The sequence below is a fragment of the Gordonia sp. NB41Y genome, assembly GCF_030718915.1.
In the GTDB taxonomy this organism is placed as follows: domain Bacteria; phylum Actinomycetota; class Actinomycetes; order Mycobacteriales; family Mycobacteriaceae; genus Gordonia; species Gordonia desulfuricans.
The window spans coordinates 3,485,566-3,507,524 of record NZ_CP132196.1 but is presented as its reverse complement, the minus strand read 5'-3'; the positions used below and the strand labels follow the sequence as shown (position 1 = coordinate 3,507,524).

Below are 21,959 nucleotides of genomic sequence, written 5' to 3'. Positions count from 1 at the left end.
TGAATCCACCACGCAGATGGGAGATGACCGCGCAGCGCGGAGATGCGCGCGCAGTTGCCCGGTGCCGATGCCGTCGGGGCGCAGGGTCAGGGCGTGTGGACGCCGACACCCTTCAGGCCGCGCCAGGTGATACCGACCAGCAGGTCGGTGGCGGTCTCCAGGTCGACGTCGCCCTCGCTGATCCGGTCGGCGACGGCCTCACCGGCCCCGACCAGCGCGACGGCGGTCAGCTCGAAGTCGATGTCGCGGGCGCTCTCGACGGTGGTACCGCGGCGGATCAACCCGGCGACGGCCTCGACGACACGCTCACGGCTCTCGGTGACGATGCCGGCGAAGTTCGTGGTGCCGACAGCGACGCGGTAGAGCACCCGCCAGGACTCGCGGTGCTCGTGGACATAGCGGAGGAACTCGCGGACCACGGTGCGCGCCTGCTCGCTCTGGCGCAGGCCGGGGTCGAATCCCGTCGCCATCGCATCGATGAACCGGCCGGACTCACGGGCGATGCATGCGCTGAACAGCTCCTCCTTGGAGCCGTAGTACAGGTACAGCATCGGCTTGGAGATCTGCGCCTGCGCGGCGATGGAATCCATGGATGCGTCCCGGAAACCGTTCTCCGCGAACACCGTGACCGCGGCGTCGAGCATCTGCTGCTCGCGCACCGCGCGTGGCAGTCGCTTGGTTCCGCCGACCATCGTCGCCTCCAGACATTCTTGGCAGGGTATCGAGCTACCCTACCCGCAAACTTACCAGGCAGTAAGTTCATGCTTCGTCCGGAGGCCGATCGTCCGACTCTATCAGCAGGTCAGCTGCCCCTTGGCACGCAGGATGCGCACCACCGAGGCGTTGACCTTCTGCTCGCTCAGCTTCCCGGAGCGGACGGCGGCCTCGAGCCGGTCGAGCACCGCGGGCACCGCATCGGTGCTGATCCACAGCGCGATGTCGCCGCCGGCGACCAGGAACCGCTGCACCGCCTCGGGCAGCGGATACCGCTGGGTGATGGCCCCCATCCCGGACAGGTCGTCGGAGAACACGACGCCGTCGAACGCCGGGCCGCCATAGGGCTGCCCGGAGCGCAGCATCCCGATCGCCTTGGCGCTCAGGCTCGCCGGGGTGTCGCCGACGGTCAGCCCCGGCACGATGAGGTGGCCGACCATCACCCCGGCATTGCCCGGGTCGCGCAGCAGCGTCTTGTACGGAACCAGGTCGGAGCCGATCAGCTGATTCAGCGGCGGCGTGCGCACCACGCCCAGATGAGAGTCGCCCGACCCGTGACCGTGGCCCGGGAAGTGCTTGTACACCGGCATGATTCCGGCCGCCTGCAGCCCCTCGGCGAAGGCCTGCCCGTAGCGGGTGACGGTCTCCGGGTCGTCGGAGAACGAGCGGTCGCCGATCACCTCGTCGTCGGCCTCGTCGCTGACGTCGACGTCGGGGGCGAAGTCGACGGTGATGCCCTTGGCCTTCATCTGTTCGCCCAGCCGGGTGGCCAGGGCCCGCACCTGCTCGGGGGTCTGCGTACGGGCCAGCTCCCGCGCCGACGGGCTGTCGATACCGAGCGAGGACAGCCGCGACACCCGGCCGCCCTCCTGGTCGACGGTGACCATCAGCGGCACCGTCGACTTCGCCTGGACCTTCTTCAGGGCGGCGGGGTCGGTCAGGATCGACTTGTCGGTCCAGCTGCCGATGAAGATGCCGCCGACCGGCTCGGCCGAGACCAGCGAGAGCGCATCGGCGGTCCCGGTCACGCCGACCACGATCGACTGGCCGAGCTTCTGCCGCAGCGTCATCGACTCCAGTTCGTCGGCACCGCAGCCCACCGGCACCACCGAGGCCGAGGCCGGACTGCTCGACGCGGCGCTCGACGGCGCCGACCGCGACGACGCGGTGGTCGTCGCCGACGAGGTCCCCCCGGCGGCCGGCGACGGGTCGGAGTCACACGCGGTGAGGATCGCCGTCACCGTGCCGAGTGCGGTGACCAGGCACAGCAGGTCGCGGACGGTGCGGGTTCGACGTCGTCGAGTTGAGCCCATGGCACGAGTCTGGCATGTACCCTCGGAACATGGATTCGCGGTCCATTTCCGCAGCGTCCCGGCCCGGCCCCGGTCGCGCCGACCCAGGGCGCGCACAGGCCCTGATGATCGCCTTCGACGGCAGCCCCAACGCCGAACGCGCCGTCGTCTATGCCGGACAGTTCCTGCGCGCGCCGATCGCCCATGTGGTGACCGCATGGCAGCCCGGTGCCCTCAGCCCCACCCGGATGTCCACCCTCTCCGCCGGGATCCAGCCCTTCGTCGACACCGCGCCACTGGAGATCGAGGTCGACGACTCGCTGCGTGAGGAGGCCGCCGAGATCAACGCCCGCGGCGTGGCGATGGCCCGCGACGCCGGGCTCGAGGCCACCGGCACGCTGGTCGAGGTGGAGTCGACGGTGTGGGGTGCGCTGGTCGCCGCCGCCGACGCCCTCGACGTCGACCTGCTGGTGACCGGTACCCGCGGCGACACCGGCCTCAAGGCACTGCTGCACTCGAGCGTCGCCGAACGCGTCCTCCGGCACTGCCACCGCCCGGTGTTCATCGTCCCGGCCTCCTGCGACCAGCAACCCAGCGTCACGCCGTAGCGACGACGATTCCGGTGGGACCCGACGACGATCCCGGTGCGACCCGACTCCGGATGATGCGCGGCCACCTCACCCCCCTCTGGCATGCCACGGTCTCGTTCGGTCCGCGCGGACGTCCCCTCGGCGCCGCCACCCGTGCGGCGATCGGCCTGGCCGTACCCCTCACGGTGCTCGTGGCGGCCGACCGGCTCGAGTGGGCGCTGTATGCCGGATTCGGTGCATTCGCCGCGGTCTACGGCCGCTACGACGATCACCGCAAGCGGATGTGGGTCCAGCTCGGCGCGGGGACGGCGATCGTCGTGTCGATGCTGCTGGGCACGCTGCTGTCCTACCTGGACGCACCCCTGATCGTGCGTGCGGCGGTGATCGGCGTCGTCGCCGCCGTCGTCGCCCATCTCTCGTTCGGGCTCGGCTGGACCCCGCCCGGCGCGATCTTCGCGGTGTTCGGCGGTGGCGCGTGCGCGTCGGTGCCCGCGACCGCCGCCTCGTTCGCCGCCGCAGCCGGTGTCGGCGCCGCCACCGTGGGCTTCAGCGTGCTGGTGGTGATCGGACTCGGACTGCGGGAGATGCCGCTGCGCGACTTCGGCGGACGGCCACCCGGGTGGGATCCACCGCCGACCGCCGGCACGGCGGCCCTGGTGATGGGCGTCACCGCCTTTCTCGGCGGGCTCGCCGCGATCGTCGCCCTCTCCGGGCACTGGTACTGGGCATCGGTGGCCGCACTCACCGCCGTGACCGGCCAGAACACCTACTTCCGCCTGGCCCGTGGCGTGCAGCGCCTGGCCGGGACGGTGGTCGGGGTGCTGGTGGTGGGTGTGTTGTTCCTGGTCGGAACACCCACCGCGGTGCTGTTGGTCCTCGCCGTCATCTGCCAGGCCGCCGTGGAACTGTGCATCCAGTGGCACTACGCCATCGCATCGATGTTCATCACCCTGGCCGCCCTGATCATGGTGGATCTCGCCGCCCCGCAGCCACCCGGCGGCCTGATCACCGACCGGCTGATGGAGACGCTGATCGGCGTCGGCGTGGGGTGTGCGGTCGCCCTCGCCTCGGCCGCCGCCACCCGGCTGCTCGGGCCGACCCACCGGTGATCGCGTGACCTGCCGGCCCTGCCGCGTCGCGATGGTAGTTTCTAGCCCATGCGCAACAACCGCCTGATCGCCGGAGCCGTCGCCGGAGTCGCCGGCATCGTCGTCGGACTCGGTGCGGTGTTCCTCGGCGGCTTCCTGTCTGCGGAGAACAGCCCGTCCACCGACGTCAACAACATCAACCCCACCAACGGTTTCGTACAGGGTTCGGTCGACTACGGCTCACGGGGCGGCGCCGGCGACACCCAGTGACCGGCCCGACCTCCCCGGCATCACCGCGCCGTCCACTGCCGCGGTGACCCGCCGGTTGGGGCCGCGCGGCGTCGCGACCGCGGCCGTCGTCGCACTGCTGGTCTCCTTCCTGCAGTCCCCCGGGCTGATCGCCGCCGACACCAAACTCGATCTCACCGCCGACCCGATCGGCTTCCTGGCCCGCGCGGCACACCTCTGGACACCGCAAGCCCCGCTCGGGCAGGTCCAGAACCAGGCCTACGGCTATTTCTTCCCACACGGCGCGTTCTTCGCGCTCGGCGACCTCCTCGCGGTGCCGCCCTGGGTGACCCAGCGACTCTGGTGGGCGCTGCTGCTGACCGTCGGCTTCGTCGGCGTGGTGCGGCTGGCCGAGGCGCTGCGGATCGGGTCACCCGGCTCGCGGGTGCTGGCCGGCATCGTGTTCGTGCTCTCCCCGCGTGTCCTGACCACCCTGGGGTCGATCTCGTCGGAGACGCTGCCGATGATGCTCGCACCGTGGGTGCTGGCCCCGGTGGTCCGGGCCCTCGACCATCCCGACGACGGCACGCCGCTGTGGCGCCATGCCGCACGCTCGGGGGTGGCGGTGGCACTGATGGGTGCGGTCAACGCGGTCGCCACCCTCGCCGCGGTCGGGGTGTCGGTGGTGTGGTTCCTGCTGTGTGCACGCGGCGACCTGCGCCGCTGGTGGCGGTTCGGCCTCGCCTGGACGGGTGCGGCGGTCCTGGCGTGCGCGTGGTGGGTGGTGCCGCTGCTGATCCTGTCGCGGGTGTCCCCACCGTTCCTGGACTTCATCGAGTCGTCGCGGGTCACCACCCAGTGGGCGTCGCTGACCGAGGTGCTGCGCGGGACGTCGTCGTGGACACCGTTCGTCTCCCCCGAACGGGTCGCCGGTGCGGTGCTCGTCACCCAGCCGGCCGCCGTCCTGGCCACCGGCACCCTCGCCGCGGCCGGGCTGGCCGGACTGTGTATGCGGCACATGCCGTTCCGACGCCGCTGGGTGGTGATCCTCGGGGTCGGCCTGGTGCTCATGTGCAGCGGATACGCCGGCGGGCTGGGTTCGCCCGTCGCCGAACCGGTTCGCGCATTCCTGGACGGCTCCGGCGCCTTCCTGCGCAACATCCACAAGTTCGAGCCGTTCCTGCGGCTGCCCCTGGTCCTCGGGCTGGCGCATCTGCTGGCGCGGGTCCCGTTCCCGGCCGCCGCGCCCCGACGGGAATGGCTGTCGGCGTTCGCACATCCGCAACGGTCCCGGCCGGTCGCCGCCGCGGTGGTCGTCGTGGTCGCCCTGGTGGGTGCCGGCTCGCTGATGTGGACCGGCCAGCTCACCCCCGACGGCGCCTACAAGGCGCTGCCGGGATACTGGCGGCAGACCGCGCAGTGGCTCGACGAGCATTCCGGCACCGACTCGGGTGCGCCGAGACGTGCTCTGGTGGTTCCCGGTTCGCCGTTCGCCGACCAGCTGTGGGGACTGACCCGCGACGAGGTCCTGCAGCCGTTGTCGGGGACGCCGTGGGCGGTGCGTGACGCGATCCCGCTGACCCCGCCGGGCGCGATCCGCGCGCTGGACGCGGTACAACGCGATCTCGCGAACGGCCGGCCGTCACCCGGCCTGGCCGCGACCCTGAGCGGGCAGGGCATCGGATTCGTGGTGCTGCGCGCCGATCTCGACCCGGAGACGTCACGATCGGCCCGCCCGCTGCTCGCCCAGCAGGCCCTCGACGGCTCGCCGGGCCTGCACCGGGTGGCGACCTTCGGCCCCCAGGTCAGCCAGACATCGGTCGACGGCGTGGTGCGCGACAACGGGTTACGGCCACCGATGCCCGCCGTCCAGATCTATGCGGTGGACGGCGACACCGGCACCGGACCGCGCCTGTCGGCGACCGCTCCGATGACCCGCATCGCCGGCGGACCGGAAGCCGTTGCCGCACTGAACGATGCACGGGCACGCCTGGGTGAGCCCGCGCTGGGTCCGGTACTGCTGGAATCCGATGCCCGGCGGGCCGGGCTGGCCGCCGGGCCGGTCGTGGTGACCGACACCCCCGCCGACCGCGAGGTGGACTTCGGCCGGGTCGACGACCACAGCTCGGCGATCCGCTCCCCCGACGATGCACGGCGAACCCAGAACGCCGCACCGGATTACCCGGTCGAGGACCAGCCGCTCACCGAGGGGCAGTGGCTGCTCGACAACCGGCCCGGCGAGGTGCGGGTGTCGACGTCGGGGTCGGCGGCCGACGCCACCCAGCCGGGCCAGACGTCACCGGCGAGCTCGGCGGCCGCGGCATTCGACGGCAATCCGTCCACGGCCTGGGCGAGCAGTGGCCTTTCCTCCGCCGTCGGCCGGTGGCTTCGACTCGACTTCGATTCTCCGCAAAGGGATCTGGCCCTACAGTTGACCACCGCCAAGGCCCTGGGGCCGGATGTGACGTCGGTGCTGGTGACCACCGAGGCGGGCACCACCGTCGCCTCCGGCCTGGAGCCGGGGAAACCGGTGACCGTCACCGCCCCCAGCGGGCCGACCCGCTGGGTGCAGATCACGGCCATCGCCACCGACGACGGCACGGCGGGAAATCAGTTCGCCCTCGCCGAGGTCGGCGTGGTGGACCTGGCCTCCGGGATGCCGCTGTCCATCCGCCACCGCGTGGTGCTGCCCGAGCTGCCCGCCGACACCCCGGTGTCGGGATGGCTGCTCACCCAGGAACTCTCGGGACGATCGGCATGTGTGACCGAACCGGCCGGCCAGGACCGCCGCGCCCGCGAGCACTGCGCCCCGGGCCTCGGACTGGCACCGGAGAACCCGGGAGTGCTGACCCGCGCCTTGTCGGTGCCGTCGGCGACGGCGGTCGAGCCGACGATGGTGCTGCGCCCGACCCCCGGCGACGGACTCGACGCACTGCTGTCGGCGGCGCGCGGCATCCGCGCATCCGGTGCGTCGACGGTCAACGATCCGCGGGCATCGGCGTCGGCCGCGGTGGATGGCGATCCCGGAACCGTGTGGACCGCAGCCGAACCCGAGAAGAAGGGTGCATCACCGACGCTCACGCTGCGGCTGCCCGCACCGCAGACCGTCGAGTCGCTGCGGATCATCACCCCCGAGGGATATCCCGCGGCGCCGACCCGGGTGTCGGTGGACCTCGGCACCGGCCCGCAGAAACACACCCTCGGTGAGGACGGCGTGGTCACTCTGACCCCGGCGGTCACCGACACCATCAAGATCGGTCTGCTCGACCGTACCGACCTGCTCGACGTGAACAGCCTCGGATTCACCAGTCCCGCACCGGTCGGCATCGCCGAGGTACAGATCACCCCGGCGCCGCCGGCCGCGCCCGCCGCCGACCGGCCGATCGACATCGGCTGCGACGCCGGGATCGGGATCACCGTGTCGGGCCAGGTGATCGGGATGTCGGTACACACGACGGCCGCCGCGCTGCGCGCCGGCGAACCGGTGGTGGCCCGCCCCTGCTCGGCGGTGCCGGTGGGTCTCGGTGCGGGAGAACAGGAGTTGTCGGCGAACCCGGGATCGGCGTTCACCGTCGACGCCGTGTGGTTGCCCGTCGCCGGAACCGGCGCCGCTACGACCGGTGGCGACGCGGCCGGGACGCAGTATCCCGAGACCGGTACCTGGGCGGCCACCGCCCGCACCGTCACCGTGGATTCCGCTGCCGTGCAACGCATCCTGTCGGTCCCGGAGAGCACCAACCCGGGCTGGGTGGCCGAACTCGGCGGGCACACCCTGGAACCGGTGGTGGTCGACGGCTGGCAGCAGGGCTGGATCGTCGAGGCCGGCGAGTCCGGCACCGTGACCCTGTCGTTCCGCTACGACAGCCTCTACCGCTGGTCGCTGGTCGTCGGATTCGTGCTCCTGGCAGCACTGTTCGCACTCGCCTTCGGCCCCCGTCGATCACGGCACCACAGCGACGATCCCGAACCCGCCGGCGACACGCTCACCGCCGAGCACACCGTCGCGGACGATCAGTCACCCGCACCGGTCCCCGGCACCGCGTCAGCGGTCGTCGGCGCCGTCGGCTGGCTGGGTGCGTGCTGGTTGCTCGGCGGATGGTGGGTGCTCGGGGTCGGAATCGTCACCGGCGTCGGCGTACTCGTGCTCCGGCCGCCCGCGGTGGTGGTGACGGTGTTCGTCGCGATGATGCTCGCCACCGTCGGCCTGGCGTCGGGTCCGTGGCAGTCACCGACCGGCTATCACGGCTTCTCGTGGTGGGTTCAGTTGCCCGCTCTGGTCGCGGTGTCGTCGGTGATGGTCTCGGCACTGCTCGCCCCGGTCGTCGACGCGACGGCATCCGACGGACCCGCAACCGCCTGGCGGGACCGGATTCGCGCACTCTCGCGGCGCCGCAACCGGTCCCGGGCCGGTTCCTCGATGAAGGCATAGCTCGCCGCCGACACCCCGATGCTCAGTGCCAGGGTGAGACACCACACGAGCAGGGTGTCGCCGGCGAACGGGATGATCCCGAACAGCCCGAAGACCACCGCGAGGACGGCGACATGCCAGATGAAGATGCCGTACGACCAACGCCCCAGGGCCAGCATCCACGGCGAGGTGAGCACCCGGAACCGTCGTCGGGCGGCGGTCGAGCGGTGACCGGACGGGGCGTCGCACACCAGCGGGGCCAGCAAGGCGAATCCACACAGGGCGCCGAGCACCATCTTGATCGCGAACTGCCACGGCGCGAGGTCACCCAGGCCGGTCGGCCCGGCGATCGGGGTGCACGCCGCGGCATAGGCGACGACGAACAGCAGCCCCATCGCGCCGCGCCGGGCACCGGCCCGCTCGAGCATCCGGGTCAGGCGTGTCGACCCGCCGAGTTCGGCCGCACCGGACACCTCGGCGAGGAGCAGGCCTGCGATGAACCACGGCAGGTGCCCGAACACCCAGTTGGTGGGTTCGGTCCCGTCGGGCAGCGGCAGTGCGCGCCCCACCCACGCCCAGCCCAGGCTGATCACCCCGAGCCCGAGGAGCACCGGGACCCGCAGACCCACACGGGTGCCGCGCAGCCGGAACAGCCCGATCCCGAGAAACGGGAGCAGCAGATAGAAGCTGATCTCCACCGACAGACTCCACATCTGGGTCAGTCCGGCGGTCAGCGACAGCGGCACGTACACCTGGGTGAGGGTCAGGTTGGCGAGCCAGACGGTGAGGTCGGCGCCCCGCGCCTCCGGCAGCAGGGTGAGCACGGCCACCACCACGACCACATAGGCGGGCCAGATCCGGACCACGCGGTGACGCAGGTAGCGGCGCACCGCCGGACGCCGCGCCTGCCGGTGCGCCGCGGCCACCCAGTTACGCCACAGCAGGAACCCCGACAACGCGAAGAACACCGCCACCGCGAGATCGAGCCGGCCCAGGACGGGGCCGAGCACGGGGATGCCGACCGCCCCGGTCTGGAAGGCGACGTGGGTGGTGAGCACACCGATCGCGGCCACCGCACGCATCCCCTCGAGCTGCGGGAAGAACCTCCGGTACTCGGGGGTCTGCTCCTCGACGGTGTCGGCGGTTGCCGGGCTGGCGGTCTGTTCTGCGGTCATGCTGGGTCACAGGGTAGCGAGTGTCCGATTCACCTGCCGCTACCCTCGCCGTATGCCCGATTCCGGTGACCGCCCCGTTCCCGTGAGCGCACCACCCGCATCGAGCCGGTGGTCGACGCGCGATCTGATCGGCCCCACCCTGGTCTTCGTCGGCGGATTCCTGATCGCCGCCGCCCTCGCGCTGCCGACGCTGCTGGTCGGCCAGATGCGGCTGATCCCGCTGAGCACCGACGTCACGACGGTCGCCACGAGTGTCGGCGATCCCGAGCCGAATGCGACGATCCTCGACCGCTGCTCGCTGAACTCGCCGGCCGCCCGCACCGTGGGTGCCGAACTGGTGCGTCAGCAGCGGGTGGTGGCGGTGCAGCCGTCGGACAAGCGGGTGGTGACCCTGCAGGCGGGGACATCGGTGCAGGCCGAACGCATCTGGCTCGACGGGCGCGGCGTCGACGCCGACACCCCGCGCCCCGGGTCCGAGCAGCCCGCGGCCGACGGCGAGCCGGCGTGTACCGACGCGACGCTGTCGGCGATCAAGGACCGGGTGACCCTGGGCCGTCGGACCGCACTACCCGATCTGGGAGCGAATTCTTCTGGGGTGCGCGGTAATTCGGAGATCCAGTACGACAGCCACGCCGCTCCGGTGCAGGTTCCCGACCGCACCGGGTACACCTATGTGCTGCCGTTCGGCACCGACGCCGACGGCCTGCGGTTCTTCGACCCGGTCAGCAGGCGGTCGGTGCCGCTGGTCCACACCGGCACGACCCAGGTGGACGGACGTACGGCGCTGCGCTTCGTGGCCGACGTCCCCGACACCGACCTCGACGCGGTCGGCGCGGGCGCCGCCGACACCGGGGTGCCGGCCACCCGGATCACCCGGCCCGCGTCGTGGTTCGGCGTCGGCGGCGACCCGGCCCGTCCGCTCACCGCGACACTGCATCAGACCTCGCGCTGGGAGATCGCCGTCGACGAGGCGACCGGTGTGATCGTCGACGAGCGGATCGACGTCGACCAGGCCTATCGGATCGCCGATCCGACGCTGGACGGGTACCGGCTCACCAATCTCACCGCGACCTTCGCCTACGACCGGCAGACCCGTGCCGACCTCGCCGACCAGGCGCAACGGCTCGGGACGCCGCTGGTGATCTGGGGGCGTGTGGTGCCGATAGCCGCCGGGGTGCTGGGCGTGCTGGCCGTCGTCGGCGGGGCGGTGCTGACGGTCCGGGGCCGGGGCGATGCGCCCGACCATCAGACCGACCAGACCGAGACCGACGGGACCGAGACCGGCCAGGCCCGGACCGACGCCGACGGATCCCGGGCCGGATCAGACGTCTGACGTCTCCGGTTCAGACGGCGGTGCCGGTGTCGGGGACATGACCCGCAGGCAGTAGACCCCGGTGCCCACCGCCGCGACGGTCACGGTGATCGCCGCGGTCAGGGCCAGCGTGACGATGGAATGCACCACGGTCACGGTGACGACGGCCTCGATCACCACCGCGACCCAGGTCCCGACGGCGACCCGGGTGCGGTCGGCGGCGATCGCCGCGAGCAGCACCACCTGCAGCACCGCCATCGCCGCGCCGGTGTAGGCGAACAGCCACAGGATGCCCACGAGCGGCCGGTACTCCTCCCCGATCACGATCGGCACCAGCGGTGCCGCCACCCCGGCACCCACGGTGACCAGCACCCCGATCCCGGCGACCACCGCGACCGCCTGCCGCAGCGATGTGCGCGAGCGGGCCGGGTCGGCGAGCCGCGGATAGAGCACCACGCCGATCGCCTGCGGCAACCAGAACGCCGCCTTGGTGGCCACCGCACCCAGGCCGTAGATCCCGGCGTCGACCTCGTCGAGAGCGGTGCGTGAGAGCAGCAGGTCGATCGACACCGCGACGATCAGCACCAGCTGCACCTGGGACGCCCGCAGCACGCTGAGCGCCGACACCCGATCACGGGCACCGTCGCCGTCGGCGTCGCCATCCCGGCCGACCCGGCCGGGATGGAGCGGGCCGGTGCCGGTGGCCCGGACGGCCACGCCGACGATGCCCGCGGCCACCACCGCACCGAGCGTCCCGGCGGCCAGACCGCCGGCCGGCCCGGCACCCACGGCGAATGCCACCAGCATCGGCACCGAGCGCAGCGCACCGACGACGGCGAGCACCCAGGCGAGTGCCCGGAACTCCTGGCGGCCCTGCAGCACTCCCTGACCGGCCGCGATGATCACCAGCAGGGGTGCGGCGGCGAGCGCGGCGACGGTGGCGGGGATACCGGTGTCGGCGACCGCGGCGACGATCGGGACCGCGATCGCAGCGGTGACGAGAACCCCGAGGGTGGTGGTGATCGACACCCGGCGCAGGTTGCCTGCCCGGCCCCGGACGACCTCGCGCGCGATCACCGCCTGCAGCGCGAGGGCGGGCACGCCGAGGATCAGCATCGCCGACAGCAACCGCGCGAACTGCCCGTAGTCGCCGGGCAGCAGCCAGCGACCGGCCCCGACGTAGACGAGATAGGCCGCGATGTTGGCGACCATCGACCCCACGGCGACCCAGCCGAGGGCGCCGATCACGCCACGTACCCGCCCCGGACCGACCATGTGCTCAAGTCTGCCCGACCGCCGGTGGCGGGCGACCGGGTAGGGATCGTCGTGGGCGATGGGTGTGGAACCATGGAGAGTGGTTCATCGCCGCCAGGCGACGGTACGAGGTAAGGCCAGGGATGTACGACCAGAACGTCACCACTGACACCGATCCATCGGACATCGGATTCCGGATCGATCCGGTACTCGCACGAAGCTGGCTGCTGGTGAACGGCGCGCAGTATGCGCGATTCGCACCGGCTGCACGTTCGCGCGCCGACATCGTCGTCCTCGACATCGAGGACGCCGTCGCCCCCAAGGACAAGGAGGCCGCCCGCGACAACGTGGTGCGGTGGCTCGCCGAGAAGTCCGACGACCATCCCGGCGGCGCCGGGGACTGGGTGCGCGTCAACGGTTTCGGTACCCCGTGGTGGGCCGACGACCTCGAGGCGTTGTCGAAGACGTCGGTCGGCGGGGTCATGCTGGCGATGGTCGAGTCGATGGACCACGTCACCGAGACCGCCAAGCGGCTGCCGAACGTGCCGATCGTCGCACTGGTCGAGACCGCGCGCGGGCTGGAGCGGATCAGCGAGATCGCCACCGCCAAGGGCACCTTCCGGCTGGCATTCGGCATCGGCGACTTCCGCCGCGACACCGGCTTCGGCGACAACCCGATGACCCTGGCCTACGCGCGGTCCCGGTTCACCATCGCGGCCAAGGCGGCACACCTGCCGAGCGCGATCGACGGACCGACGGTCGGATCGGGTGCGCTGAAGCTGTCGGAGGCCACCGCGGTGAGCGTGGAGTTCGGGATGACCGGCAAGATCTGCCTCACCCCGGATCAGTGCCACCCGGTCAACGAGGGCCTCTCGCCGTCGCCGGACGACATCACCTGGGCGCGTGAGTTCTTCGCCGAGTTCGAGCGTGCCGGCGGCGAGATCCGCAACGGCTCGGATCTGCCGCGTATCGCCCGTGCCACCAAGATCCTGGATCTGGCCCGCGCCTACGCGGTGGTCGAGTCCGACTACGACGTCGACCCGGGCCATGTTCCGCCGCCGTCGGACACCTACCACTACTGACCGGTGAGTCGCGGTGCCACGGTGAGGGATCGACGACCGTGACCCGCATGCGCGTCCTGCCGGTGCTGTACCTGACCGGATTCGTGCTGGCCGCGGTGATCCTCGCGCCGCTCGCCACCCCCGGTCACCTGCTGTACCGGGATGCGGTGTCGACGCCGCGGTCGTTCGTGACCGACGCCGCGCTGGGTGTCGGCGACCTCGCTCCCCGTGCGGTGCCACAGGACTGGTTCGTCGCCCTCGCGAGTTCGGTGGTCGACGGCGGGATCGTGGTGGTCGTGATCCTGGCGGCCGCGCTGGTGTTCGCGGCGGTCGGGTTCGGCCGGTTGGCCTTTCGGCTGGTCCCGCAGGGCGGGCGCACCGGGGCGGTGGCCGCCGCGGTGGTGTCGGTGTGGAATCCGTATGTGGCCGAACGACTGCTGCAGGGACACTGGAGCCTGCTGGTCGGGTGGGCGACGCTCGGCTGGATCATCGTCGGGGTGGCCGATCTGCGGTCGTCCGGCCTGGGGTCGTCCGGTCTGGGGTCGTCCGGTCTGGGGTCGTCCGGTCTGGGGCCGTCACCGCGGTGGGTGCGGTGGGTCCAGCTCGCCGGGCTGCTCGCGGTGGCCGGGCTGACCCCCACCGGGTCGGTGCTGGCGCTGATCGTGGCGGCGGTGACCGCGGCGGCGGTGGCACCCCGGATCCTCCCGGGTTGTGCTGTGGTGTGGCTGTTCTCGGCGTCGCCCTGGCTGGTCGCCGCGGCGGCCGGGTCGGGGTCGGTGACCTCCGACGGCACCGCGGGGGCCCGCGCGTTCGGGCTGCGGTCGGAGCCCGGCCTCGGACCGCTGGGGACCGCGTTGGGATCGGGCGGGATCTGGAATGCCGACGCCGTCCCGGCCAGCCGCACCATGTGGTGGGCCGCGGTGGCCACCGCATGTCTGCTCGTGGTGATCGTGGTCGGGTTGGTCGGGGTGTGGCGCAGCCGGGCGTCGATGGCCGTGGCCGATCGCCGGATGCTGTGCGCCCTGGGCATTCTGGCAGCGGTGACGGTGGTCCTGGTGGCGCTGACCGCCACCAGTGCCGGCCGCACCGTACTGGGTGCGGTGATCGACGCGATCCCCGGTGCGGGCCTGCTCCGCGACGCACAGAAGTGGCTGGCGCTGGTCACCCCGCTGTTCGCGGTGGGTGCGGCCGGGGCGATCGCGGTGTTCCGACGCCATGTCCCTTCCGGTTTCGCGCTCGCGGCGGTCGGACTGCTGGTGGTCGCGCCGCTACCCGATCTGGCCTGGGGCGTCGGCGGGAAAGTGGCACCGGTGCACTATCCGGCGGACTGGCAGGCGGTTGCCGCGATGGTCCCCGCAGATCGGGGCGCGGTGGCGTTGTGGCCGTCGGATACGGTGCGCCGATACCGATTCGCCGACACCGTATCCCTCGACCCGGCGGCCCGGATGCTGGCCGCCCCGGTGATCGAGTCGGGCGAGCTCCGCGTCGACGGCGTGGTGGTCGACCCGGCCGCCCCCGATGCGCAACGGGTGGATGCGGTTCTGGCCACCGGTGGCGATCCCGCCGAGCTGGCCCGGCTCGGCGTCGGGTGGGTCCTGGTGGAACGCACGGGCTCCGAGGACATCGGCGTTCCGGACGATCTCGCCACGCGGGCACCGGTTTTCGCCGGGGACGATCTCGTCCTGTTCCAGATCGACGGCGTCCGGACCGAGCGCGCGTCGAGCACCGCACGTGCCGCCGCGTGGACAGCACACATCGTCTGGCTCACACTCATCGTGGCCGGTACAGGTGCGGTACTCGGAGCCGCACTGGGCCGATACCGTAAGAATCCTCAGCGCCGCAGCATCTTCTGGCGCCGCAGCATCTCCTAGCGCCGCAACATCTCCCAGCGCCGCAACATCTCCCAGCGCCGCAACATCTCCTAACGCCACAAGCGCGCGAACACCGACAGCATCTCGTCGGCGGTCGCACCCCACGAGTAGCGCTGCGACTTGCGGTGTGCGGCGTCACCGAGCCGGCTCGCCTCATCCGGGTTGTCGATGAGTTTTCTGGCGGCGCTGGTGAATTCGTCGATCCCGTCGACGAGCAGACCGGTCTTGCCGTCCTCGACGGAATCCATCAGACCCACCGAACTGCGGTAGCCGATGGTCGGGACACCGTGCTGGGCGGCCTCCATCACCGCGAGCCCCCAGCCTTCCTTGCGTGAGGGCATGAGGTGCACGCGCGCCCGGGCCAGGATCTGGTGTTTGACGGTCTCGGTGACGTGTCCATGGAAGTCCACCGCCTCGTCGACGCCGAGATCGCGTGCACGGGAGATCAATTCGTCCGACCACCATCCGCCACCGATCACGTCGAGTTCCACGTCGACACCGGCGCGGCGCAGGTCGGCCAGGGCGATCAGGGCGTGTTCGACCTGTTTGTGCGGCACCAGCCGCGACAGCACACACATCCGGACCGGGCCGTCGGGCCCGGCGGGTCGCGGGGGTATGCCCGCGGGAACGGGGTCGAGCCCGTTGCGGATCACGGTGATCCGGCCGTCGTCGACGCCGAGGTCGACGAGTTCGCGTTTGGACGGGGCCGACACGGTGACGTAGTGGTTGCGGCGATGCACCCACGGCGACACCCGGGATTCGAGGAACCAGCCGAGGTGCCCGAGCGCGCGGCCGGCGACCGGCCACTGTTCGCGATGGCAGTGGTGCACCAGCAGGATGGTCGGTGCGCGGGTGACGAGGGTGGCGAAGAACGGCATCCCGTTCTGGGTGTCGATCACGACGTCGGGGGCGTATCCGGCCAGCGGACCCCGGCCGAGACGTCCGGCGAGGATCGTCAGCAGCGCACGCGGGTAGACGCCCAGGCGTCCGCCTGCGCGGAGGATGCGCACGCCGTCGCGGTGTTCGGTGCGTGGCGCCCCGGGGTACTGCGCGGTCACGAGGGTGACGTCGGAGCCGCGGGCGGCGAGCTCGCGGCCGACGCTCTCGAGGTAGCGCTCGCTGCCGCCACCCTGCGGGTGGCCGGTGTCGCGCCAGCACAGCAGCAGCACGCGGGACGGAGGAGTCATCGGGATACAGGGTAGCCACCCGGGTGGACCGCGCGGTGCAGACCGGGATGCCGGCGTCGCCCCGATCCATCCGAGGTGACCGGAAGGGTGCGTTCCGGCGGCGACCCGTAGTAGCGTGGAGAAGCGAGAACTCCGTTGTACGCCTTTAGGATTCGAGGAAGCACATGGCAATTCACGCATGGATCGGCAGGGCGGGTACGGCGGTCGCGACCGGGTTGGTCGGCGCCGTCGCCTACGACGCGGTTCGCGCCGTCGTGCGCCGGGCACCGCTGCGCGAGGGGGCTGTGGTGGCCACGGCGTGGGGGCTGCGCGGGACGCGCAAGGCCGAGGAGGTCGCGGAGTCGGTGCGACTCAACACCGCCGACATCGTCGCCGAGGCCAAGGACCGGATCGGCGAGGAGTCCACACCGCCGGGAACCGCCGTCACCCATTCCCACGACCACGATCACTGACCCGTGCCCGCCCCACCAGCGGCGGTCGACATCGCCGAGCTGGGCATCACGGTCCGGTCCGCGGCCGCCGGACGGATACGCCTGACCGTGCCATGGCTGCGCGTGACCAGCCGATTCGACGCCGACCGGCGTGCGGTGGCGATCGAGGAGAGCGTCGCGCACGTCGGCGGGGTGCGCGCCGTCCACGCCTATCCGCGCACCGCATCGGTGATCGTGTGGTTGCGAGCCGACACCGACCGGGATGCCATCGACCAGGCGATCGCCGCGGCCACCGTCGTCGACCGGGCCGGGCTGCCCGACCGCACACCGCACTCGGCCGATGTCACCAACGCCGATCTGCTGCGCATGGGAATCGGTGCCGGCGCCCTGGTCCTGCTGGGTTTCCGCCGTTACGGCTTCCGCCGCCCGCCGCTGCTCGGTCCGGCCTCACGCACCGCCGCCACCGGGGTCACGATCTTCGCCGGGTATCCGTTCCTCCGCGGCGCGCTGCGCTCGTTGCGCGGTGGGCGGGCCGGCACCGACGCCCTGGTGTCGGCGGCCACCATCGCGAGCCTGCTACTACGCGAGAACGTCGTCGCGCTGACCGTGTTGTGGCTGCTCAACATCGGCGAGTTCCTGCAGGACCTCACCCTGCGCCGCACCCGCCGCGCCATCTCCGACCTGTTGCGCGGCACCCAGGACACCGCGTGGATGCGGCTCGACGACGGCACCGAGATCCAAGTGCCGGTCGACTCGCTGCGTGTCGGCGACGCGGTGATCGTGCACGAGCAGGTCGCCGTCGCCGTCGACGGGGTGGTGGTCGACGGTCAGGCGGTGGTCGACCAGTCCGCCCTCACCGGCGAGAACCTGCCGGTCACCAAGGATGTCGGCGACCGCGTCCAGGCCGGTTCGGTGGTGCTCACCGGACGGATCGTGATCACCGCCGACGCCGTCGGAGACGACACGTCGATCGGCCGCATCATCGGCCGGGTCGAGGAGGCGCAGCGCGACCGGGCACCCATCCAGACCGTCGGCGAGAACTTCTCCCGGCGCTTCGTCCCCGCCTCGTTCGCGTTGTCGGCGCTGACATTGCTGGTCACCCGGGATCTGCGTCGTGCGATGACGATGCTGCTCATCGCGTGCCCGTGCGCAGTGGGGCTGTCCACCCCGACCGCCATCAGCGGTGCGATCGGCAACGGCGCCCGCCGCGGCATCCTGATCAAGGGCGGGTCACACCTGGAGGCGTCGGGGCGGATCTCGGCGATGGTCTTCGACAAGACGGGCACGCTGACCGTGGGACGTCCGGTGGTCACCAACGTGGTGTCGTTCTCCGGCGACTGGCAGCCCGAGCAGGTCCTCGCGTATGCGGCGAGTTCGGAGATCCACTCGCGTCATCCGCTGGCCGAGGCGGTCATCCGGTCGACCGAGGAACGGCGGATCGAGATCCCCACCCATGCCGACTGCGAGGTCATCGTCGGGCTGGGTATGCGCACCCGGGCCGACGACGGCCGGGTGTTGCTGCTCGGCAATCCGTCCCTGCTCGACCGGCATGGTGTGGCGATCTCCGACGACGCCCTGGGCTGGGTGGAGCGGTTGCGACGCGCCGGTGAGACACCGCTGCTGCTCGCCGTGGACGGCACGCTGGTGGGGCTGGTCAGCCTGTCCGACGAGGTGCGGCCCGAGGCGCGGGAGGTGATCGATGCGCTGCGTGCGAGCGGTGTCACCGAGATCGCGATGCTGACCGGCGACCATCCGGTCACCGCCGCCACCATCGCCGCGCAACTGGGCATCGACCGGTGGGCGGCGGAGGTGACCCCCGACGACAAGCTGGCCGTGGTGCGCGAGCTCCAGTCGCTGGGGCACGTGGTGGCGATGGTCGGCGACGGCATCAACGACGCCCCCGCCCTGGCCGCCGCGGACATCGGCATCGCGATGGGTCTCGCCGGTACCGATGTCGCGGTGGAGACCGCCGACATCGCGCTGGCTGGCGACGATCTGCGCAAGCTGCTCGACATCCGGGACCTCGGTGCACACACCGTCGAGGTGATCCGGCAGAACTACGGCATGTCGATCGCGGTCAACGGGCTCGGGCTGGCAATCGGCGCGGGTGGTGCGTTGTCGCCGGTGCTGGCGGCGGTGCTGCACAATGCGTCGTCGGTCGCGGTGGTGCTCAACAGCTCTCGCCTCATCCGGTATCAGGTCGAGCCTGCCCGGCCCCCGCATCGCGGCTGACCGGGCGGCGGTCAGCCGGGACGACCGGCCCCGGTGCGGTCGCGCTCGGCGGCCAGCACCGAGACGAGCAGCCGCCACCGGCGATGGCGGTGCCGGAACATCAGCCGCACGAATGTCGCGGCCACCAGACCCCGGGCCCCGGATTCCACCTCCACCTCGTCGGTGTAGCGGCAGGTGGTCGCCGATGTCGGTTCGAAGGTCAACCGGTGGTTCCACACATGGACCGGACCGCCGCGTTCGCGGGTGTAGATCTCGAGGTCGTCGAGGCGGACGATCTCGATCTGATGTGTCCAGGACGGGATCACCCCCAGCCAGCGCACCCGTCCGCGTGCCCGGAACCCCGGTGTGACGGCGGCGTCGGGCGGCGGCGCCTGCTCCATCGAGAAGCTCAGCACGGGGGCCAGCACGAACTGCATGACCTCGGGGACGGCGGCGAGTTCACGCACGCGCGCGGCGGAGAGCGGAAGGTCGGTGGTCAGGGAAACGATCGTCATCGGTGACGCTCCTCTGGTCCGGGGGTGATCGGCCTGTTCGCAGCCTAACCTTTTCGACAACTGTTCTCGATAGTGCGGGGTGTCGGGCGGTCCCCGGCCACACCCTAGACTCGACCGGGTGTCCAGAGCCCAGACCTCGACGCGACGGTTCGCGCAGATCGCCACCTTCCGCCGGGCCGTCGGCCTCCTCTCCGACTTCCGATTCGAGCAGACCGACCCGGCCCGGTTCTACGGCGCGCTCGCCGAGGACACCGCCCGGATGGTCGAGGCCTTCGCCGCCGACGACGCGACCGGCGGTCTCGATGGCGCGGTGATCCTCGACGTGGGTGGCGGGCCCGGCTACTTCGCCGACGCCTTCGATGCGCGGGGTGCCCGCTATCTGGCGGCCGAGCCCGATCCCACCGAGATGCACGCCGGCGGTCTCGAGCACCGCGGTACCGTGCGGGCGTCGGGTCAGCATCTGCCGTTCGCCGACGGGTCGATGGACATCACCCTGTCGTCCAACGTCGTCGAACACACCTCACGGCCATGGGAGATGGCCGACGAGATGATCCGCGTGACACGCCCGGGCGGGATCGTGATCGTCAGCTACACGTTGTGGTGGGGGCCGTTCGGTGGTCACGAGATGGGGCTGACCCACTACGCGGGCGGACATCGTGCGGCTCGCTGGTACACCCGACGCCACGGTCATCCGCCCAAGAACCTCTACGGCACTTCCCTGTTCAAGGTCACTGCCACCGAGGGACTCCGGTGGGCGAGGTCGCGCACCGATGTCGCCGACGTCGTCGCCACCTTCCCCCGGTACGTGCCCGCATGGGCATGGTGGGTGCTGCGAATCCCGGTGTTACGCGAAGTCGTTGCCACCAATCTCGTTGTGGTGCTGCAGAAGAGGTAGTACCACCACCCGGTCGAGCAGCGCGACCGGCGGCGATGTCGACACGCCTCGTCGCCACGCTCCTCGTCGGCCCAATCACCCACCAGGCGTTACCGATTGAGCCGCGCCTTCTACGATGATTGAGCCGGGACCGAGCATCGCGAGGACCCGAGTCGAAATCTCCGCAGCCAACGTCAAGGGGCCGACCACCTCAGAGGCGGCCACCTCAACAACCCAGCCGACAGAGATTTCGACACGCCTCGTCGCTACGCTCCTCATCGGCCCAACCACCCACTAGGCGTTACCGATTGAGCCGCGCCTTCTACGATGATTGAGCCGGGACCGAGCATCGCGAGGACCCGAGTCGAAATCTCCACAGCCAACGCCTGAGGGCGACCACCTCAGAGGCGGCCACCTCAACAACCCAGCCGACAGAGATTTCGACACGCCTCGTCGCTACGCTCCTCATCAGCCCAACCACCCACCAGGAGATACTGATTGAGCCGCGCCTTCCACGATGATTGAGCCGGGACCGAGCATCGCGAGGACCCGAGTCGAAATCTCCACAGCCAACGCCTGAGGGCGACCACCTCAGAGGCGGCCACCTCAACAACCCAGCCGACAGAGATTTCGACACGCCTCGTCGCTACGCTCCTCATCAGCCCAACCACCCACCAGGAGATACTGATTGAGCCGCGCCTTCCACGATGATTGAGCCGGGACCGAGCATCGCGAGGACCCGAGTCGAAATCTCCGCAGCCAACGTCAGGGGCCGACCACCTCAGAGGTGGCCACCTCAGCAACCCGGCCGACGGAGATTTCGACACGCCTCGTCGCTACGCTCCTCATCGGCTCAATCATCGTGCCCCCGTGGCTCGTTGAGACACTATGGTTGATCTCGACAAGCTCAATCCGACGGACCAGGTCGGCCGACGGAGATTTCGACACGCCTCGTCGCTACGCTCCTCGTCGGCTCAATCATCGTGTGCCGGTGTCTGATCGATATCGACAACCTCACGAGATCGCCAGTGCGCCTACCCGGGTAGCTGGGCTCCGCACCGTAGCGGGCCGCCGTTGCTGGTGGCCGACGAGAGCAGTTCGCCGGCCTGCATGATCGTGCAGGTCACCGGGCCGCGGACGACGATCGCGGTCAGTTCGGCGTTGCCGTCGTCGACACGCGTGTTCTGCGACCACGGGGTACCGGTTGCGGCGACGAACACCGAATCCCCACCGCTGCGGTAGCGCAGCCCGATCACGTCGCCGTTACCGGTGAGCTGGTAGACCACCGACCCGGCGACCACGGTCGTGGTGGGCGTGGTGGTGGTCTCCTGCGTCGTCGGACTGGTGGTGCTGGTGCTCGTCGTCGAGGTGGTCGGCGACGACGTCACCGTGGACGTGGCCGAACCCGTGGCGGACGTGTCGTCGCCCTCGCCCTTGACGATCAGTGCGGCGAGCCCGATCACCAGGATCAGTGCGACGAGCGCCGCGAGCGACAGGTACAGGGTGCGCCGATTCCCGCCGCCACCACCGTCGGGAGCGCCGTTCGACCCGCCGGGACCCCCGTTCCCGGGCGGTGGAGGTGGCGGTGCCGCGGAGTAGCCGTACGACGTCTCCGGCGGGATCGCCGGATTGTCGTCGGGCCCGAATGCACGCGTGTGCGGCGGTTGCTGATTCGGGTCTCTGGGCTCCCCCGGCGGTTGGGTCATGTCGACGATTCTGCCAAATGACCGACACCGGCGATCCGGTGT

General features: G+C 71.0%; 16 protein-coding genes and 1 pseudogene. 10 read left to right on the top strand and 7 right to left on the bottom strand.

Annotation, left to right across the window (positions count from 1 at the left end; genetic code table 11):
• Window positions 1-86: 86 nt before the first annotated feature.
• Complete coding sequence (locus Q9K23_RS15145) at window positions 87-692, bottom strand: TetR/AcrR family transcriptional regulator (protein ID WP_020793375.1); 606 nt, start codon at window positions 690-692, stop codon at window positions 87-89.
• A gap of 102 nt (window positions 693-794) precedes the next feature.
• Window positions 795-2,027 carry a glycoside hydrolase family 3 protein gene (locus tag Q9K23_RS15140; RefSeq protein ID WP_305950185.1) on the bottom strand — a complete coding sequence of 411 codons (1,233 nt, stop codon included), beginning with the start codon at window positions 2,025-2,027 and terminating at the stop codon, window positions 795-797.
• Between the two features lie 29 nt (window positions 2,028-2,056).
• Here Q9K23_RS15140 and Q9K23_RS15135 point away from each other — a divergent pair, with 29 nt between their 5' ends.
• Genes Q9K23_RS15135 through Q9K23_RS15120 form a run of 4 tightly spaced genes read left to right on the top strand, consistent with a single transcriptional unit; the run spans window position 2,057 to window position 8,341 of the window.
• Window positions 2,057-2,614: a universal stress protein gene (locus tag Q9K23_RS15135; RefSeq protein ID WP_059037275.1), complete on the top strand. Its 558-nt coding sequence runs from the start codon at window positions 2,057-2,059 to the stop codon at window positions 2,612-2,614.
• Window positions 2,615-2,628: 14 nt separating this feature from the next.
• Window positions 2,629-3,705, top strand: coding sequence for an FUSC family protein (locus Q9K23_RS15130; protein ID WP_053776344.1), 1,077 nt, complete (start codon window positions 2,629-2,631; stop codon window positions 3,703-3,705).
• Between the two features lie 48 nt (window positions 3,706-3,753).
• Entirely contained in the window at window positions 3,754-3,954 is a 201-nt protein-coding gene (locus tag Q9K23_RS15125) for a DUF2613 domain-containing protein (protein ID WP_053776343.1), read from the top strand.
• 43 nt (window positions 3,955-3,997) lie between these two features.
• Window positions 3,998-8,341, top strand: a complete 4,344-nt coding sequence (locus tag Q9K23_RS15120; protein ID WP_305950184.1) for a DUF3367 domain-containing protein — start codon at window positions 3,998-4,000, stop codon at window positions 8,339-8,341.
• 11 nt (window positions 8,342-8,352) lie between these two features.
• Here the strand turns inward: Q9K23_RS15120 and Q9K23_RS15115 are convergent.
• Window positions 8,353-9,402 (bottom strand): annotated as a pseudogene (locus tag Q9K23_RS15115) (acyltransferase); the annotation flags it as partial.
• Window positions 9,403-9,547: 145 nt separating this feature from the next.
• Between Q9K23_RS15115 and Q9K23_RS15110 the strand changes: the two are divergent.
• Complete coding sequence (locus Q9K23_RS15110; protein WP_082365716.1) at window positions 9,548-10,828, top strand: DUF3068 domain-containing protein; 1,281 nt, start codon at window positions 9,548-9,550, stop codon at window positions 10,826-10,828.
• Here Q9K23_RS15110 and Q9K23_RS15105 read toward each other — a convergent pair.
• Complete coding sequence (locus Q9K23_RS15105) at window positions 10,817-12,082, bottom strand: polysaccharide biosynthesis protein (RefSeq protein WP_305950183.1); 1,266 nt, start codon at window positions 12,080-12,082, stop codon at window positions 10,817-10,819. The two genes, Q9K23_RS15110 and Q9K23_RS15105, sit on opposite strands and share 12 nt — an antisense overlap.
• Window positions 12,083-12,204: 122 nt before the next feature.
• Between Q9K23_RS15105 and Q9K23_RS15100 the strand changes: the two genes are divergently transcribed.
• Both Q9K23_RS15100 and Q9K23_RS15095 read left to right on the top strand, forming a co-directional pair.
• Entirely contained in the window at window positions 12,205-13,143 is a 939-nt protein-coding gene (locus Q9K23_RS15100) for a CoA ester lyase (RefSeq protein WP_020793533.1), read from the top strand.
• Between the two features lie 38 nt (window positions 13,144-13,181).
• Complete coding sequence (locus tag Q9K23_RS15095) at window positions 13,182-14,993, top strand: hypothetical protein (protein ID WP_305950182.1); 1,812 nt, start codon at window positions 13,182-13,184, stop codon at window positions 14,991-14,993.
• Window positions 14,994-15,043: 50 nt separating this feature from the next.
• Here Q9K23_RS15095 and Q9K23_RS15090 read toward each other — a convergent pair whose 3' ends face one another.
• Window positions 15,044-16,180, bottom strand: a complete 1,137-nt coding sequence (locus Q9K23_RS15090; RefSeq protein ID WP_053776342.1) for a glycosyltransferase family 4 protein — start codon at window positions 16,178-16,180, stop codon at window positions 15,044-15,046.
• A gap of 164 nt (window positions 16,181-16,344) precedes the next feature.
• On the opposite strand from Q9K23_RS15090, the gene Q9K23_RS15085 reads away from it, so the two are divergent.
• Together Q9K23_RS15085 and Q9K23_RS15080 are read left to right on the top strand one after the other, a co-directional pair.
• A complete protein-coding gene (locus Q9K23_RS15085) occupies window positions 16,345-16,632 on the top strand; it encodes a DUF1490 family protein (protein ID WP_053776341.1) in 288 nt (95 codons plus the stop codon).
• Window positions 16,633-16,635: 3 nt separating this feature from the next.
• Entirely contained in the window at window positions 16,636-18,843 is a 2,208-nt protein-coding gene (locus tag Q9K23_RS15080; protein ID WP_305950181.1) for a cation-translocating P-type ATPase, read from the top strand.
• Window positions 18,844-18,854: 11 nt separating this feature from the next.
• Here Q9K23_RS15080 and Q9K23_RS15075 read toward each other — a convergent pair whose 3' ends face one another.
• A complete protein-coding gene (locus Q9K23_RS15075) occupies window positions 18,855-19,337 on the bottom strand; it encodes a hypothetical protein (RefSeq protein WP_053776340.1) in 483 nt (160 codons plus the stop codon).
• A 118-nt stretch (window positions 19,338-19,455) separates the two neighbouring features.
• On the opposite strand from Q9K23_RS15075, the gene Q9K23_RS15070 reads away from it, so the two are divergent.
• Window positions 19,456-20,232: a class I SAM-dependent methyltransferase gene (locus tag Q9K23_RS15070; protein ID WP_020790598.1), complete on the top strand. Its 777-nt coding sequence runs from the start codon at window positions 19,456-19,458 to the stop codon at window positions 20,230-20,232.
• A 1,013-nt stretch (window positions 20,233-21,245) separates the two neighbouring features.
• On the opposite strand, the gene Q9K23_RS15065 is transcribed toward Q9K23_RS15070, so the two are convergent.
• Window positions 21,246-21,917, bottom strand: coding sequence for a hypothetical protein (locus Q9K23_RS15065; RefSeq protein WP_020790600.1), 672 nt, complete (start codon window positions 21,915-21,917; stop codon window positions 21,246-21,248).
• Window positions 21,918-21,959: the final 42 nt, after the last annotated feature.